Here is a 16,953-nt window from a genome sequence, read left to right as displayed (position 1 = left end):
GCTGCAAACTATTGATATAAAAGTAATATAAAAAAAGCGACTTCGGTCGCTTTTTTTTATGATTAGATTTTATTAACACAGTTAGTAATAGAGGTTTTTAGCCAAATGGGCAAACTCTTATTCCCATTTACGCTAATATCCGCTATCATTTGCACCATTGAGTAACGAGATGATAGTTATAAGCTTTTTATAGTCATAATACGATTCTGAATGTTAGTTTTCAAAGATTCAGTATATATAGTTTAATTATCCAAACGCATTTACGTACTATAGAGCGTTGACTTATCATCAGCTTATCCATCAATCAATAAGGCAAGCGTAATAATGCAGCAAGCGATTAACAAATCCGAATTTATCAGTAATTTGAGTGCAAACTGTGACAACATGGCAGATACCGTGGTTGATGACGCAGTGCGTGAAATCTTAAACTTGATGACCCATACTTTAGCCAATGATGGCCGAGTCGAAGTTCGCGGATTCGGTAGTTTTTGTCTACATCACCGCCGTGCCCGTATGGGGCGCAATCCTAAGACAGGTGAAAGCGTACCTGTACCGGCTAAAGCGATTCCGCATTTTAAGCCAGGTAAGGCTCTACGCGAAGCAGTAAACGATACGGTAGCAAACGGTTAATTAAACCAGCACCCACTATCGAACCGTCAAAATTTATCATTCCAAACTGAGGTAACTGTCTCATGCGCTTTCTACTATTTGTATTGCTATTCTTGAGCTTTGCCTATTCACTTGGTTTGGTATTGGCAAATAATACTGAGGTCGGAGTCAACCTACTGTTTTCACAAGCACCTACGATGAATCTAGGGTTGCTACTTATTTTGTGTTTGATGCTAGGTATTGTTATTGGTATTTTACTGGCATTGCTTATCTTTCGTGTGCTACAGAATAAGTGGGAAATCTCACGTCTGCAAAAAGCAAACGCAAACCTGCAAGAGCAATTGACTCAAGCTAATACCGTTATCGATCGTCAAGCAAGCGCGCCAACAGTAGATGAAGCTGTTTATGGTGCTTCTACTACCAATGTACAGAATACTGACGCAACTAGCCTAACTGAAGGCTCTACTCTGACTAAGCGTAGAAGAGATTAAGTCGTTAGGTGATCTTTTATGTGATCTGCTAGGTGATAGCTTCACGAACGCAGTATTGACCTCAAATACAATACTTTGATAACTCAAAATATATGGTAAAACCATGAATAATGTAATTAACTCTCCAGTTATCGTCGCTCTAGACAATATGACGGTAGAGGCGTCTCTAGCGCTAGCTGACCAGTTAGATCCATCTCAATGTCGATTGAAAGTCGGTAAAGAGCTATTTACGCGTTGTGGCCCTGATATCATCAAGGCACTGCATCAACGTGATTTTGAAGTGTTCTTAGACCTAAAATTCCATGATATTCCTAATACTACTGCTCAAGCAGTATTGGCTGCCGCTGAACTTGGTGTATGGATGGTGAATGTCCATGCTAGCGCAGGGTTAGAAGCCATGTCGTTGGCAAAACAGCGTTTGCTAGATAGAGATCTTGATACCTTACTTATTGCAGTTACCGTATTAACCTCTATGGATAGTGAAGCGTTGATGCAAACAGGCATCACTGATAGCTTAGATACCCAAGTGAGCCGACTAGCACAACTGACTAAGCAGGCTGCTCTAGACGGGGTAGTATGCTCGGCTCAAGAAGCAAAGGCACTCAAAGCATTATGTGGTCAAGACTTCAAACTGGTAACGCCTGGTATTCGCTTAGCTGAAGACAATGCAGATGATCAAAAACGTATCTGTACACCAAGTCAGGCACTAATAGACGGTTCTGATTATTTAGTCATTGGCCGTTCGATCACTCAAGCTTCAGATCCTGCTGCTAAACTACAGACAATACTTCAAAGTATTTAAGTTTTAATAGACATTAAGTAAAAAGACAGCCTAAATGGCTGTCTTTTTACTTTTTGATGGTATAGAAAAAGCTGCTACACTACTTAAATTTATTCTTACAACCTGTCTAAAATATAATAACTATATTAAAAACGCTCACGTAGCTAAATATCAGTAGTACTGCTATGAGTGTTTATCGCTAATTAGGTTTTTAATAATAACGCCACTAAATGATGTTGGATAATATGAAATTACAGATATTGAGTGACTTACATATTGATAGTTATGCACGTCAGTCGCACCCCGTTGGACATATTCCTAAAACTGATGCAGATTTAGTATTAGTAGCAGGGGATACTGCTAATAGTGACAAAGGTATGCCGTGGTTGCAAGAACAAGCGGCGCGCTTAGAAGTTCCCCTGATTACTATCGCTGGTAATCATGAATACTTTGATGAAGACGTGTTGAGCTTTGACCATAAACTGGCAACTTGGGATAACTATGATACTGCGTCTAAAAAGGGTGTTCGCGTATTACAATGCCAGCATATCGATATCGGTGATATACGCCTTTTAGGTTGTACGCTTTGGACCGACTATCAGTATCATGCTAACGAAGACACCATGGCCGCTGCTCGTCATTTTATGCGTGACTACAAGCAAATCTATGCAGGCAACGAATTTTTTTCACCTGAAGTATCTATGCAGATTCATGCGGAGCATCGTCAGTGGCTACAACAAGCTTTGATTGAATCTCATAAACTTGGTAAAAAAACAGTAGTCATGAGTCATCATAGTGTCAGTGCGTTATCGGTGTCTGAAAAGTATGCCAATCTACCGAGTAATGCGGCTTTCGTCAGTGACTTGTCAGGATGGATGCATAAGGATTGGGCACCGATGCTATGGGTACATGGACATACTCATGAAGCATTTGACTATAAAATTGGTAATACGCGAGTGATTGTCAATCCACGAGCCTATCCTAATGAGGTCAGTAGTACGGCATTAGAGTTTGCATGGGACAAAGTCATTGATATTGGCTAGGACCGTGTGTAAATATCTTGCAAACCTCCATTTATTCTAGACATAGACTTTTTTGAACAAAGTGTTTTTTTTGAAAGAGTGCAGAGTATTTATAAGATATATTGCAACTAGATTTGTCTGTGGTTCATTCCTGATAAGAAATCTGCTAGGCTTGCTATCATGAGTAAATATCTGAATAACACCCTGTCCAAAATATCTGCTGACAAGCTCGCGAGTCACACCCCAAGCGCGCCTGCACCTTCGCACCTACCAGATAGTATGATTTCCTCCGTCAGTCTATTGCCTGAAAATAAGCGGCTGATTCTATTTACCAGGCACTCTTTACGAGAGCGCTCTGATGGTAATGGCTTTGCCAGCTATCAGTTACCATTGACTCCTAAAGGCCGTATACTGGCAAAGTCTTGGGGTCGGTGGTTATCAGGTCATTTGCCATATTCGCTCGACGTCGATAGTATCTCCAGCCCCATTGGTCGTTGTATCGATACCGCGCAGCTGATGCAAGAGGGGGCAGGACTACGGCGTGACATTACGCATCAATCATTGTTAGTTGAGCCTGGTAGCCTCGTCACCGAACCTGAAATAGCCAACCCTGTGTTCAAAGAAATTGGCGTCCTGAACTTTATCAATCGCTTTTTGCAAGGCAATCTCGAAGGGACTAAAAATACCTATCAAGGCGGTTTGGATATTCTGTCGCTTTTTTACCAAAATCAGCCGCAGCATGGCCATCTGATGCTCGCTGTGAGTCATGACACATTGCTATCTGCGTTCTTAGCCGTCATGTTCGATGTGGTAGAGATTGATTGGAATGATTGGCCGAAGATGATGGAGGGCGTATTTTTATGGTTTGATGATAAGCCATTTGATCAAGCGAGCGCACATTTCATCTGGCGAGGTCAAGTATATACTCGACCGATTAGTTCATTATTAGACGGTTACCGTGCAGCTGGCTATCATCCTAGCAAGTTGCTATTGCCGCCAGAAGTGCAGTGGAATTGACGTTTTATTCAAACATTAAAATGAGTTGATATTCGTTGAATACATTTTAAACAGGCATAAAAAAACCTTGCTACGGTATTAGAACCAGTAACAAGGTTTTAGTCATTACGCTATAAAAGCGAAATGCGGTCTAATCAATACAAATCTTAAGCTTGTAGGCCTTTGATTGTTTTGTTTAGGCGGCTCTTACGACGAGCAGCTTTATTCTTATGAATAATACCTTTGTCAGCCATACGATCAAGAACTGGTACCGCTTTTTTGTAAGCTTCGGTAGCCGCGTCATAATCTTTAGCTGCGATAGCCGCATCAACACGTTTTAAGTAAGTACGAACCATAGAGCGTTGTGACGCAGAGTTCTGACGACGTTTGGTGTTTTGACGGGCGCGTTTACGAGCTTGTGCAGTATTAGCCACGCGTATCTCCTTGATAAAGATAGATAAAAATATGAATGTTGATTGCAATAATGGGTTTAACAATCATCGGTGACGAGCAGCCGTCTCGTCAAATATGATGTCGATGTCTGATATTAAAGTATCTAATATGAATAGATCATCGTAAGCGTCAGAGCTGTTTGGAATAATTAAACAGCGTTGACGTGTAAAGCCGATTATCTTAGCAAATTATTGAACTAAGGACAATATATTTGATGATTAATGCTCAAAGAAGTTACGTAATATCATCGAATTTGGGTCATTCTAGTAACTAAATCCTTAGTAAGCGCTGACAGACATAGAGGGTTGATAAAATCTCTTACAATATATCCTATATAATAGCGTCAGTTATGGAGGAATTTAGGTATGATATTCTAACGATAGACCTTGATATAGGTATTTTCTCATCAATATAGTTCATCTAATGTTATATAAGTGGATAGGATATGCAGCGAAAAGCAATTGTGATTGGCGCAACGGGGTTAGTAGGGCAGCATTTGGTAAAGCAACTGAGTGAGCTTTATGACACATTGATTGTGATTGCTCGTCGTCCGCCACGCTACATTAATGCCAGCATGCGTTTTTATCAAATCAATGATTTTGATAATCTCTCTGAAGTGTTTGCAAGCGTTGGTGCAGATCGAACCACGGATGCTTTTAGTTGTTTGGGTACGACAAAAAAGCAGGCTGGTAGTGATGAGGCTTTTCGCAAAGTAGATCGAGACTATAATGTAAATTTTGCCAAGTTATGTCGTGACAAAGGGGTAGAGAACTTCTTTTTACTCTCCTCAATGAATGCAGATATTGACAGTCGTTTTCTGTACAATCGAGTCAAGGCTGAAACAGAGCAGGCTGTTATGGCATTAGATTTTGGCCAATTGGTCGTCTTCCGCCCTTCATTATTGCTTGGTAAGCATAAAGGTCGTCCACTTGAAAGCATTGGTCAAAAAGCCTTTAAACTCATATCGCCGCTCGTGTCAGAGTCACTATCGTTACATCCTATTTCTGCTAAACGCGTTGCCAGTGCTATGGCCATGAGTGCTCATGATATCTACCATCGTAGTAAATATCGTACTGAACCTCAAATCAAGCATATCGACACTATCGAAAATAAGCAGATGCTAGCGATGACCCGTGTTAAAAAATAAAAGGACAGTTTTTCTAGTGACAGATTCAGTCTCAAAACTGGAAAGTTACAGATACCGATTGTTAATTGCATTAGGACAAGATTGCATTAGAACGAGAATACAAAAGTAAAAAACACAATAACTATTATCAAAGCATCAATAAATATTGAAACACCAGTCAGTTGAATCACTAAAACAAGGAGCAGGAGCAATGTCAGAATCGATACAAATGGATAGAGGAAATTTTGTCACTTGTGATCTATTGGATGCCAATCCTGAGTCTCAAGTATGCTTACCAAATATAGAAGGTAAGTCATTCCGTCAGTTTGGTGCAAAAGACAGATTCTGTGGTGAAATCGTGACAGTTAAGTGTTTTGAAGATAATAGCCGTGTTAAATCATTATTGAATAGCGATGGCAAAGACAAAGAAGGCAATGGTAAGGTATTGGTCGTTGATGGCGGCGGCTCTATGCGCTGTGCATTACTAGGCGATATGATTGCACAATCGGCTATCGATAATGGCTGGGCTGGGGTAATTGTATATGGCTGTGTCCGCGATGTTGATGACATGGCAGAGATGGAACTTGGTGTGATGGCGCTTGGTTGTATCCCGCGTAAATCAACTCGCCGTGATGAAGGTCAAACGGATGTCGAAATCAGCTTTGGTGATTTAACGTTGAACTCGGGTATGTTCGTTTATGCTGATAACAATGGCATCATCGCTAGTGATAAACCACTTATCAGCTGAAGTTTTAGGCTTGGCTTGATTAGCAAAAATGAAAACCTCAGCTGATAAGTTGGGGTTTTTTGTTATGTAATGACAGTTAAAGAGCAATAATCGTTGTTAACACTCAATCATTAATGAGTAAACTCTTAAGTGACAAACCGTTACGGCATAAGTTTTGGTAATTGCTCAAATATTCGTATAATAGCTTTCTGACTCCTTAACTTTGATCCTATTCTTTATGCCTATTACTGCTCTGACTGACGCGTTTGACCCTATTAACCAGCAGTTGTTTCCTATCCAAAATGCCGAGCGGCGTTGGCTAGCGCCTGTCCATGGTGCGGTCAGCAGTTTATGGTTGGCAAGCTTGGTGCAAACGCCTATGTGGAATGTTGCCGAGCGACTAAAAGTTGTGGTGGCACGTGACCAGAACCAACTCAATCAGATAGAGACTGAGCTGGCATTTTGCGGAGTCGATGCTTATGTGTTCCCTGACTGGGAGACGCTAACTTATGATGAGCTATCTCCGCATCAAGACATCGTCAGTGAGCGTATCAATCTGTTGACGGATATGCCAAAAACGGGCGTGCTACTTATTTCAATACAAGCCCTCATGCATCGTGTCGCACCGCCAAGCTGGTTAATTGGTCAGCATTTTGATTTGAGTGTCGGCGATCGTTTTGATATCAATACCCAACGCGGGCTATTGGCAAAAGCAGGTTATCGCGCGGTTGAAAATGTATTTGAGCCAGGTGAGTTTGCAGTACGTGGCAGTATTATTGATATTTTTGCCATGGGTCAGCCTTTTCCGCTACGTTTAGACTTGTTCGATGATGAAATCGAAACGATTCGCTTTTTTCATCCTCAAACACAGCGTACATTGACTGCCGATGATTTGAAGGCGATGTTAACGGGCAACGATACCAGTATGGCGAAAGAATCGCTGTCATTACTACACAAGATGCCAGATATCTCTAAACCTATCGACCAATTTCAAATCTTGCCTGCAAAAGAGTTTCCGCTTGATGAAGGGCGTGAGACCTTCCGCACGAACTTTGCTGCGATGTTCCCTAATACCAGTAGCCGTAAGTCTGAGTTGCACAAAGACGTGATGGCAGGGATTGCCAGTAGTGGATTAGAGTATTATCAGCCGCTATTTTTTAACTTAAAAGACTGGGAGGCGGAGAGTAGTTTATTTTCCTATTTACCAAGCGATGCGTTGTTTATCACCGATGAGTTAATCAATGAAAAACAAGCTGATTACTGGTCACAAATTCAGCGCCGCTACGAAGAGCGTCGCCATGATATTGATAAGCCTATCGTAGAGCCAGCAATGCTGTATCTATTATCTAACGCGCTTAACGAACAGCTCAATCAATATCCACGAGTTATGTTAAGTGCTCGTGATGAACTGGCTACGATGAATGATATGGCAGTGCCAGAAAGTACAGATGCCTCACAAATACCATTGCCATCGAGTGTCACTAAACAACAAGGACTGGTGACATTAAGTGCTCAAGAGCCGCCACAATTAGCAGTTAATCATCAAAAGTCTGAACCATTATCCGAATTGCTCGACTTCTTGGATACGCAATCAAAGACTTCAACACCCGTATTAATCGTTGCAGAGACTGCAGGCCGTCGCGAGATTCTCATCGAACTGTTCAAAGGCAAGATTGATATCAAGGCGTACGATAGCTTTGAAGCCTTTTTAGCCGCAGATAAAACCAGCGCTATTAATAACAGTCATCTACCGCATGTTGGTCTGACCGTAGCGCCAATTGAGCGCGGTGTCTATGTGCCTGAACGCTTGGTGTTGATTAGCGAAACACAGCTGTTTGGTCGTCAAGTCTTACAAACGCGCCGTCGTCGCCAAAGCGGTGTGTCAGAAGAGTTCTTAGTCAAGAGTGTTACTGAAATAACAGATGGTAGTCCAGTGGTACATATCGAGCATGGTATCGGTCGTTATAATGGCTTGATTACCTTAGATGTGGGCGATGGTGAGCAAGAGTTTATCCACTTAAAATATTCTGATGACGCTAGTATCTATGTGCCAGTGGCCAATTTGCAAATGATTAGCCGTTATAGTGGCGGCGATCCAGCCTTAGCACCGCTACATAAGATCGGTAATGGCAAATGGGACCGAGCCAAGCAAAAAGCATTAGAGCAAATTCATGACGTTGCTGCTGAATTGCTCAATATGCAGGCAAGACGTGAGGCCAAAGTTGGCATTCATTTTAAAATAGATCCTTCGCAATATGAGCTATTTGCCAGTCAGTTTGCCTTTGAAGAAACCGCCGACCAAGCCAATGCCATTCATGCCGTAATGGAAGACATGAGACAAAACCAGCCGATGGATCGTCTTATTTGCGGTGACGTTGGTTTTGGTAAAACAGAAGTCGCGATGCGAGCAGCGTTTATTGCCGTTAGTGCTGGTTATCAGGTTGCCGTACTGGTGCCTACCACGCTGCTTGCTGGTCAGCATGAAGACAATTTCCGCGATCGTTTTGCCGATTGGCCCGTTCGTATCGAGAGCTTGTCGCGCTTTGGTGGCAAAAAACATCAAGAAATGGTATTGGCTGATTTGGCTGCTGGCAAAGTAGATATCGTCATTGGTACTCATAAACTGCTACAACCAGATGTGAAATTTGCCAACCTTGGCCTGATGATTGTTGATGAAGAGCATCGCTTTGGAGTGCGTCATAAGGAGCGTATCAAGGCCATTCAGACAGATGTTGATAGTATGTCTATGACGGCAACTCCGATCCCTAGAACGCTTAATATGGCGCTCTCAGGTATGCGCGATATGTCGATTATCGCCACACCGCCTGCCCGTCGTCTTGCCATCAAAACTTTTGTGATGCAAAAGACAGAAGCCCTGATGAAAGAAGCCATATTGCGTGAGTTATTACGTGGTGGGCAGGTCTATCTGCTACACAATGATGTTGCCAGTATTGAGCGCATGGCAGAGACTATTCGTGACCTAGTGCCAGAAGCACGAGTAGGAGTAGCTCATGGGCAAATGCAAGAGCGCCAACTTGAGCAGATCATGCAGCAGTTTTATCATAAAAAATTCAACGTGTTGGTTTGCTCTACCATTATCGAGACAGGTATTGATGTGCCCAATGCCAATACGATTATCATTGAGCGCGCTGATAAGTTTGGTCTTGCGCAATTACATCAGCTGCGCGGCCGAGTAGGACGTAGTCATCATCAAGCGTATTGTTACTTACTAGTGCCTTCTCTGAAAGGCCTCAAAGGTGATGCCAAGCGCCGTTTGCATGCGATTGAGCGTGCCAATACTTTAGGTGCAGGCTTTATGCTGGCAAGTGAGGATTTAGAGATTCGCGGTGCAGGGGAGATATTGGGTAAGCAGCAGAGTGGCAATATGCAGGCGATTGGTTTTAGCTTGTACATGGATATGCTTGAGCGGGCGACTAAAGCCATTAAAGCTGGCAAGGAGCCTGATTTAAATACACCATTGTCGTTGACCAGTGAAATTAATCTACACAGCTCTGCTCTCATTCCAGAAGAGTATTTACACGACGTGCATCAGCGCTTATTGTTCTATAAGCGTATTAGTAATACCGATGATAAAGAAGCATTGACGGATATTCGTACGGAAATGATAGACCGCTTTGGGGCATTGCCAGATCAAACCAAGCAGCTATTCGCCATTCATGGATTACGTTTACAAGCAGAACCGCTTAAGATTAACAAAATTGATGCCAACAGTAGTAGTATGACGCTGGAATTTGCGCCAGATACTCCAGTTGATGCGTTAGCGATTATTAAATTGATCCAATCAAATGGTCAGCATTATCGTATGAATGGCGCATCTGGTATCCGTTACCAAAATAGCGATAAGTTAGCCACACCGCAACAGCGTGTGACGGTCATACAAGAGCTGCTGCGCTATTTTAGCGAGCACATGGTGACAGAGCCTGCTTAGTACATAGCTGGATATCAAGTAGGCTAGGTAGTCATACTAAGGCAATAAATTATGATGCTATTTTATCAACCCGATAACTGATAAAATAGCCAAACTAACTTTTTAACTTTCTGTATTTTATTTGCATTAAACAACAAGAGAACCGTCATTATGTTCCAACTTCATCATAAACTTGCTGCTGATAGTTTTTTAGTGGGGGATTTTCCATTATCCACTTGTCGTTTAATCAATGACTGCCAATTTCCTTGGCTGATATTAGTGCCGCGTGTCTCAGGTATCAAAGAGTTATATGAGCTGTCTGAGGCAGATCAAACACAGTTTTTACGAGAGTCTAGCTGGTTATCGAGCCAGTTAGCCAAAACCTTTCAAGCTGATAAAATGAATGTGGCCGCTCTTGGTAATCAAGTGCCACAACTTCACTTTCATCATATTGTCCGTTATCAAAATGACATGCAATGGCCAAACCCAGTATGGGGTGTGCCAGCTGTGCCATATACTAAAGAAGTGTTGGCGCAAATGCAGCAAACATTGATGATGGCGCTACGTGGTCATCACCAAATGCCGTTTGATTGGCAAATGTAATTATCAATCTATCCTGCATTCAATAAGGATAGATTGCACCTTAATTTTATAGGTAAAAAGAGAGGCCAAATACTTAAATGTATCTGGTCTCTCTCTTTTTATTTAAATTTGAATAAAAGTGTAAAGGAGGGAATAAACTAGACAAAAGGTCGCCTCGTAGTCATCAGTAACCTTGTTTAAACTTATTTCGAAAGTATAATATATTATTAGATATATCTTATGATAAATCGTCATAAGGACAAATAACGTACATATGTTAGTGTAGTATGCCTTTGTCTCTCAGATAGCTCACCTTATTCAAGTGAATCTCATATGACCTTCTCAGAGACATTCAAACCAATGACGCCGTTAAAGGACACCGGGACATGTCATTTTGACTATCCAGAAGTGTTCGTGTTAATACTGACGGTTGTGTTGCGTGCTATATACTACGACTTCCGCTCTATCTCAATGGCATTGTTGGTTATTATTACATTGCCAAGCCTCATGATCTTGATATACAACTACCGACGTCAGACTAGCTTTTGGACGTCTAATATCGTTATTATTCTATTATCGGTTGTCATCGGCTCACTACAATGCTGTACGGTCATATCAATCAGTTTGGCTGCTTTGATTGGTGTACGTATCATTCTTAGCCGACCTGAGAATCACCTCAGACTGTTATCTGTATCTGTCGTGACTATCATTGTGTTTTTCTACGTTAGCACAGTCTTAAATGCGAATAGTATAGACTTTGATGAAGGTCTATTACCATTGATAGTAATGGTGGCAAGCTTAGGCGTTATTTTGTACCAGTTCAGGCGTATCTATCAGCAACATATTACTTTTAAAGCACGTGCCCATCAGGCTGGTGGGCGCCTGAACACCATGGTATCAGTGATCAATAAATTGACTCGATTTGTACCACCACAGATTTGGGAACCTATTGTCAAATCGGATAGTCCCGTCAGTGTCTCTAATAAACGCGCAAAAATAACTATCATGTTTTCAGATATTGTCGGCTTTACTGAACTATCTGATAGTTTAAGCTCTGACAACTTGGCAGATATTCTCAATACTTATATGCATTGCATGACGTCAATTGCTGATAAACATGGTGCAGTGCTTGATAAATTCATCGGCGATGGTATGGTATGTTTCTTTGGTGAACCGAATAGCCGTGGATCGCGTCAAGATGCATTAGATTGCGTGGCAATGGCAATTGATATGCGCCGAGAAATGCGTACTTTGCGCCAAAAATGGCGGTTGATGGGGTTTGAAGGCTTGTATATACGTGTTGGTATTACCACTGGCTACTGTCACGTTGGTAATTTTGGTAGTAGTAGTCGATTAAGCTATACAATTATTGGTAAAGAAGCCAACCTAGCCTCTAGGCTTGAGTCCTGTGCGGGCAAAGATCAGATATTGGTTAGTGAAAGCACTTACGATTATATATGCCATAACTATGAATGCGAGCACGTTGCCGCATTTTGCTTAAAGGGAATTGATGAAAAGGTCGATGCATGGCAAGTACTTGATCCTAGTGCCAGTACAGGTCATCTGTCTAAATGGGTTGACCACACATTGCCTGGTTTCAATTTGCATTTGAATTTTAAAGATATGAAAGACAATGATTATCAAGATATTAGAGCTCGTTTAAATTTTGCGCTGGAACGCATCGAGCAAGAGGAAGAAAAAGTAATAAAGAGCATAGCCGCAGAAAGTAAACGTGAGAATGTCAATCGCAAGTAAGCGTTTTAAGCTTATTGTCTCAAAATCCTATATAGAAAAAGGCCAGCTATCACATAGCTGGCCTTTTTTAATCTTAACTAGAAAGTATCATCAGTGTTTAATGATTTTCCTTAGCATGATTGAGGGTATATTTAGGAACTTCGATGGTCAAGTCTTCATCATCAAGCATGACCTGACAAGATAAACGTGAATCAGGCTCTAGTCCCCAAGCACGATCAAGTAGATCAGCTTCAATATCATCCATCTCATCTAAACTGTTGAAACCCTTACGTACTACAACATGGCATGTAGTACAAGCTTTCGACATCTCACAGGCATGCTCGATTTTAATGCCTTTTTCTAGTAGTGCTTTGCATAAGTTTTCACCAGCTTGCAACTCAACTTCTGCGCCTTCAGGGCAGATTTCGTGATGGGGTAGTACGGTAACTTTTGGCATAAATTATCTGTCCGATGCTAATCAATTTAAAAAATATTAGAAATTAGCTTAACGTGTTAGCTAAGCTATATATGTCGATGTATTTATTACCAGTCTTTGGCACTAGTACCTGCCATACTGGTCTTGACGCTTTGATTCATAATACGTGCAGCAAAGGCATCACTATGTGGCTTGAGCTGTGCTTGTTGTGCTTCAATAAGCGCTAAGTCATCAGTGCTGAGAGAGTTACGTAGCGCTTGTATATGCTCTGCTAGTGATTGTTGTTCTTCAGTAGAAAGCAACGCCGCAAATTCGTTAAGTGCCGACTCTAGGGCAAGTACTTCACGTTCCGCTTCTACCTTTGTCTCAATTAAAGACCGCGCGTTTTTGTCTTCTTCTGCGTGTTTAAACCCTGCAATCAGCAACTGTTCTTTCTGCTCATCTGATAGACCATAAGAAGGCACGATTTCGATTTTGCTTTCTGTTTTGGTCGTAGTTTCTTGTGCACTGACAGTAAGCTGACCGTTAGCGTCGATGCTAAAGGTAACTTCGATACGAGCAAACCCAGCTTTCATTGGCGGGATGCCATACAGCTCAAAACGTCCAAGTGAGCGACAGTTTTCTACCGTCTCGCGCTCACCTTGCACCACATGAATCACCATGCCTGTTTGACCATCTTGATAAGTGGTAAACACTTGACGTTTCTTCACAGGAATAGGTGTATTGCGTGGGATGAGCACTTCGACCAAACCGCCCATGGTTTCAAGACCTAATGATAATGGCGTCACATCCAATAATAACAAATTATTATCACTATCCCCGTTAACCAATTGATGAGCAGTCTGGGCAGCGCCTAAGGCAACAACCTCATCTGGATTCAGACGGCAAAGTGGCTGCTTAGCAAAAAACTCAGTCACGACTTGCTGTACGGCAGGCATACGAGTCGAGCCGCCCACTAAGATAACTTCATCTAGATCTGTAGTCGACAGCTTGGCATCGCGTAGGACTTGTTCGCACACACTTAGCGTACGGCGACTAACAGGCTCTACGATAGTTAGTACATCTGTACGGCTTAATACGCCTTGATAAGATTGATCATTGACAGTGACCTTGATGTCCACTTGCTCAGCGTCAGTCAATGCTTGTTTATAAGCCTTGGCTTGTTGAGCTAGTATTGATTTGTCGTGCAAGCTTACGTCTTTTGGGTCGATATTTAATTGTTTAATCATCCAATTGGTAATAAGGCGATCGATATCATCACCACCTAGTGCGCTATTACCACCAGTTGCCAATACTTCAAAGACACCATCTGTAAGCTTTAAGATAGAGACATCAAAAGTACCACCGCCCAAATCATAGATTAAGTAATAGCTCTCTTTTTTACTGTCTTCTGATGATTGGTCAAGACCATAAGCAACCGCTGCCGCCGTTGGTTCATTGAGTAAACGTAGTACGTTGATACCCGCTGCTTGAGCGGCATCTTTGGTTGCTTGACGCTGTGCTTCATCAAAATAAGCGGGAACCGTAATCACGGCGCCTTCAATGCTATCTGCAGGTAAAGCGCTTGCTGCACGTTGCTCAAGAGCGGCTAGTATACGCGCCGATACTGCAACAGGAGAAACCTCACCTTGAGCCGTTACAAAGGCGGGCATATCGTCTTTGTTACCAGACAGCTCATAAGGATGAGAGAATTTGATATCAGCTTGACTACGACCCATAAAACGCTTAGCCGAGACGATCGTATTTTTTGGATCATCCGCTAAATGCGCTAGAGCGTCATAGCCAACCAATGGCGTACCAGTAGCTGGATAATAGACAACAGACGGTAATAATGTATCTGTCGCTGAACCTGCCTCTAAGACTTGTGCCTTACCTGAACGCACCACAGCAACCAACGAGCGTGTAGTACCGAGGTCGATGCCCAAGCCAAATTTATGTTGGTGAGGTTGAGCGCTTTGATTGGGTTCAGCAATTTGCATTAAAGACATAAGGATAACTCAGAGATAAAATGAATAAGTGAAATATAGCATATGTAGTACGATAGCTTAACGTCGGTAGTCTCATTCCATAAAGAAGATAGATTCTGACAGTTTAATGGGCTTAGATTCAAAGATTATACGGTATCATGGTCACTATTTTAACCAAATATATAGAATTTAGCTTATTAGTTAGAGCTATAACCACAGATGTTTAGACGTATAAGTCATCGTCATCTGAATGCGATGAATTTGCGACATCATCTAGCCCCGTCGTCACATCAGCATTTAGCTTAACCAAAAATTTTAGTTTCTGTGTCGCATCAATCGCTGTTTGCCAATCTTGATTTTGATAAGAATTATTAAAGCGTTCAGATTGATTTGCTAGGCGCTCTGTAATTTGAGGATGTAATTGCTGCAAGGCTGCAAGATCTTTGTCTTCGATAGCATCATCTAGATCCATGCGCATCTGCATCGCATCTTCCAAAAAGTCTAAATCCGCGATTGAATGCTCTATATTTTGTGCTTGATCCGCCATGTCTAGTAAATAGCCAGCACGACTATCAGGAGCGCTTAGTGTTTGATATGCTTGATTGATTAAGGCTGATGCTTTTTCAGACTGCAACTGTGCTTGAGCCATACCGGTCTGATTTTTGGCAACATTATCAGGATGATAGCGTTTCTGCAGCAATCGCAAACGTTGTTCTAGACTGCTTTGGTTGATTTCAAATTGTACAGGCTGCTCAAATAGGGCAAAGAAGTTATCAAACTGTGGTTCTAAAGTAATATCTGTCATAATCTGATGCCTTGCTTTTTTATTTGTTTTTGAAGTCATGACCTAGCTAAGAATACTGAATCGCTTGGCTACTTAACTAAATTAGCCATTTTTCATAGCGATAGCAGAGATACTGCACTATTCTTATGAAAGCTTGTTGAAGCATAAATCTATCAGTTTTCAGCCATTGAACAATTAAACTGTAAACGACTCACCGCAACCACATTCACCTTTTTGGTTAGGATTGGTGAATTTAAAGCCTTCATTTAAGCCTTCTTTTTCGTAATCCATCAACAAGCCGTCTAAATATACGAGGCTTTTAGGATCAATGAAAATGCTAACGCCGCGACTTTCATAGCGCGTGTCGTTTTCATCAGGGGTATCTACAAACTCTAAAACGTAAGCCAAGCCCGAGCAACCCGCCGTACGGATACCAACTCGAATGCCTTCGCCTTTGCCGCGATTGTCCAAAAAGTCTCGAACATGCTGAGCGGCGCGTTCTGTCATTTCAATCATGCCAACTCCCATTGACTATTAATCATAAATATCAATAAAAAAATCTAGATAAACTGACAACCAGAATTACAAGATTGCCAAAACTATAGGCTTACAACTATTAGAAAACAAAAGGTGACAATTACATAAGTGTCATTGTCACCTCTTTAGCGTTAGTAGCGATTACACATTGCTACTTTAGCGTTGCTACTTTAGCGCTGCTAGTACAACGTAGCGCATACGCTAGCAGGCTTAGCCTAGCTTAGATCGCAGCTTCTTCTGCTGGAGCGGCTACGCCATGCTTACCCTTATAGTCGCTAATAGCGGCTTTAATAGCGTCTTCTGCAAGTACAGAGCAATGCACTTTTACTGGTGGTAATGCTAGCTCTTGAGCGATATCGTTGTTTTTGATTTCGCCAGCTTGATCCAAGCTCTTGCCTTTTAGCCACTCAGTAACAAGCGAGCTTGAAGCAATCGCTGAACCGCAGCCATAAGTCTTGAAACGTGCATCTTCGATAATACCATTATCGTCGACTTGGATTTGTAGACGCATTACATCGCCACATGCTGGGGCACCGACCATACCGGTACCAACGTTTTTGGCGTTTTTATCAAGATTACCAACGTTGCGTGGGTTTTCGTAATGATCAATAACTTGGTCACTATAGGCCATGGGGTTTTCTCCTAGTTAGATGATGAGTAGTCGTTTATCAACTTTAAGTGTCTAACTACTCATCGATAATTGGGGTCAAACGCTTAATTTAATTGTCTGATCAATCGTTTAATGAATATATTGCTAGCTATACTAAAAAGCTATATTAG

The 16,953-nt window shown here is 41.8% G+C and carries 16 protein-coding genes; 10 read left to right on the top strand and 6 right to left on the bottom strand.

Annotated features, from left to right (window positions below; all coding sequences use genetic code 11):
- Positions 1-324 precede the first annotated feature (324 nt).
- The 5 genes from ACTXGF_RS23250 to ACTXGF_RS23230 all read left to right on the top strand — a co-directional run bounded on the left by ACTXGF_RS23250 (position 325) and on the right by ACTXGF_RS23230 (position 3,920).
- The gene (locus ACTXGF_RS23250) at positions 325-630 is read left to right on the top strand and encodes an integration host factor subunit beta (protein ID WP_057759195.1); all 306 of its coding nucleotides are present in this window, start codon (positions 325-327) and stop codon (positions 628-630) included.
- Positions 631-692: 62 nt separating this feature from the next.
- Entirely contained in the window at positions 693-1,100 is a 408-nt protein-coding gene (locus tag ACTXGF_RS23245) for a lipopolysaccharide assembly protein LapA domain-containing protein (RefSeq protein WP_443532507.1), read from the top strand.
- Positions 1,101-1,203: 103 nt separating this feature from the next.
- The gene (gene pyrF, locus ACTXGF_RS23240) at positions 1,204-1,902 is read left to right on the top strand and encodes an orotidine-5'-phosphate decarboxylase (RefSeq protein ID WP_443532509.1); all 699 of its coding nucleotides are present in this window, start codon (positions 1,204-1,206) and stop codon (positions 1,900-1,902) included.
- 209 nt (positions 1,903-2,111) lie between these two features.
- A complete protein-coding gene (locus tag ACTXGF_RS23235; protein WP_443532510.1) occupies positions 2,112-2,924 on the top strand; it encodes a metallophosphoesterase in 813 nt (270 codons plus the stop codon).
- A 159-nt stretch (positions 2,925-3,083) separates the two neighbouring features.
- Complete coding sequence (locus ACTXGF_RS23230) at positions 3,084-3,920, top strand: histidine phosphatase family protein (RefSeq protein ID WP_057759202.1); 837 nt, start codon at positions 3,084-3,086, stop codon at positions 3,918-3,920.
- A gap of 146 nt (positions 3,921-4,066) precedes the next feature.
- On the opposite strand, the gene rpsT is transcribed toward ACTXGF_RS23230, so the two are convergent.
- Positions 4,067-4,333, bottom strand: a complete 267-nt coding sequence (gene rpsT / locus ACTXGF_RS23225; protein ID WP_010200097.1) for a 30S ribosomal protein S20 — start codon at positions 4,331-4,333, stop codon at positions 4,067-4,069.
- Positions 4,334-4,797: 464 nt separating this feature from the next.
- Between rpsT and ACTXGF_RS23220 the strand changes: the two genes are divergently transcribed.
- The 5 genes from ACTXGF_RS23220 (at position 4,798) to ACTXGF_RS23200 (ending at position 12,470) form a co-directional block, all read left to right on the top strand.
- Positions 4,798-5,499 (top strand): NAD-dependent epimerase/dehydratase family protein, encoded by a 702-nt coding sequence (locus tag ACTXGF_RS23220; RefSeq protein WP_443532511.1) that lies wholly within the window; start codon positions 4,798-4,800, stop codon positions 5,497-5,499.
- A 190-nt stretch (positions 5,500-5,689) separates the two neighbouring features.
- Positions 5,690-6,226: a ribonuclease E activity regulator RraA gene (rraA, locus tag ACTXGF_RS23215; RefSeq protein ID WP_443532513.1), complete on the top strand. Its 537-nt coding sequence runs from the start codon at positions 5,690-5,692 to the stop codon at positions 6,224-6,226.
- A 217-nt stretch (positions 6,227-6,443) separates the two neighbouring features.
- On the top strand, positions 6,444-10,154 hold the full coding sequence (gene mfd, locus ACTXGF_RS23210) for a transcription-repair coupling factor (protein WP_443532515.1): 3,711 nt from the start codon (positions 6,444-6,446) through the stop codon (positions 10,152-10,154).
- 150 nt (positions 10,155-10,304) lie between these two features.
- Positions 10,305-10,736, top strand: coding sequence for an HIT domain-containing protein (locus tag ACTXGF_RS23205; RefSeq protein WP_057759208.1), 432 nt, complete (start codon positions 10,305-10,307; stop codon positions 10,734-10,736).
- 312 nt (positions 10,737-11,048) lie between these two features.
- Positions 11,049-12,470 (top strand): adenylate/guanylate cyclase domain-containing protein, encoded by a 1,422-nt coding sequence (locus tag ACTXGF_RS23200; RefSeq protein WP_443532517.1) that lies wholly within the window; start codon positions 11,049-11,051, stop codon positions 12,468-12,470.
- 97 nt (positions 12,471-12,567) lie between these two features.
- Here ACTXGF_RS23200 and fdx read toward each other — a convergent pair whose 3' ends face one another.
- From fdx to iscU, 5 genes are all read right to left on the bottom strand, one after another.
- On the bottom strand, positions 12,568-12,906 hold the full coding sequence (fdx, locus tag ACTXGF_RS23195; protein ID WP_101206134.1) for an ISC system 2Fe-2S type ferredoxin: 339 nt from the start codon (positions 12,904-12,906) through the stop codon (positions 12,568-12,570).
- A gap of 86 nt (positions 12,907-12,992) precedes the next feature.
- On the bottom strand, positions 12,993-14,873 hold the full coding sequence (hscA, locus tag ACTXGF_RS23190) for a Fe-S protein assembly chaperone HscA (protein WP_443532518.1): 1,881 nt from the start codon (positions 14,871-14,873) through the stop codon (positions 12,993-12,995).
- Positions 14,874-15,075: 202 nt separating this feature from the next.
- On the bottom strand, positions 15,076-15,657 hold the full coding sequence (gene hscB, locus ACTXGF_RS23185) for a Fe-S protein assembly co-chaperone HscB (RefSeq protein ID WP_443532520.1): 582 nt from the start codon (positions 15,655-15,657) through the stop codon (positions 15,076-15,078).
- 174 nt (positions 15,658-15,831) lie between these two features.
- Positions 15,832-16,152 carry an iron-sulfur cluster assembly protein IscA gene (gene iscA, locus ACTXGF_RS23180; protein WP_021814983.1) on the bottom strand — a complete coding sequence of 107 codons (321 nt, stop codon included), beginning with the start codon at positions 16,150-16,152 and terminating at the stop codon, positions 15,832-15,834.
- A gap of 241 nt (positions 16,153-16,393) precedes the next feature.
- The gene (iscU, locus tag ACTXGF_RS23175; protein WP_057759218.1) at positions 16,394-16,804 is read right to left on the bottom strand and encodes a Fe-S cluster assembly scaffold IscU; all 411 of its coding nucleotides are present in this window, start codon (positions 16,802-16,804) and stop codon (positions 16,394-16,396) included.
- Positions 16,805-16,953: the final 149 nt, after the last annotated feature.

Source organism: Psychrobacter sp. 1Y6 (genome assembly GCF_052258385.2).
Classification (GTDB): Bacteria; Pseudomonadota; Gammaproteobacteria; order Pseudomonadales; family Moraxellaceae; genus Psychrobacter.
This window is presented reverse-complemented; position numbering and strand designations above follow the sequence as displayed.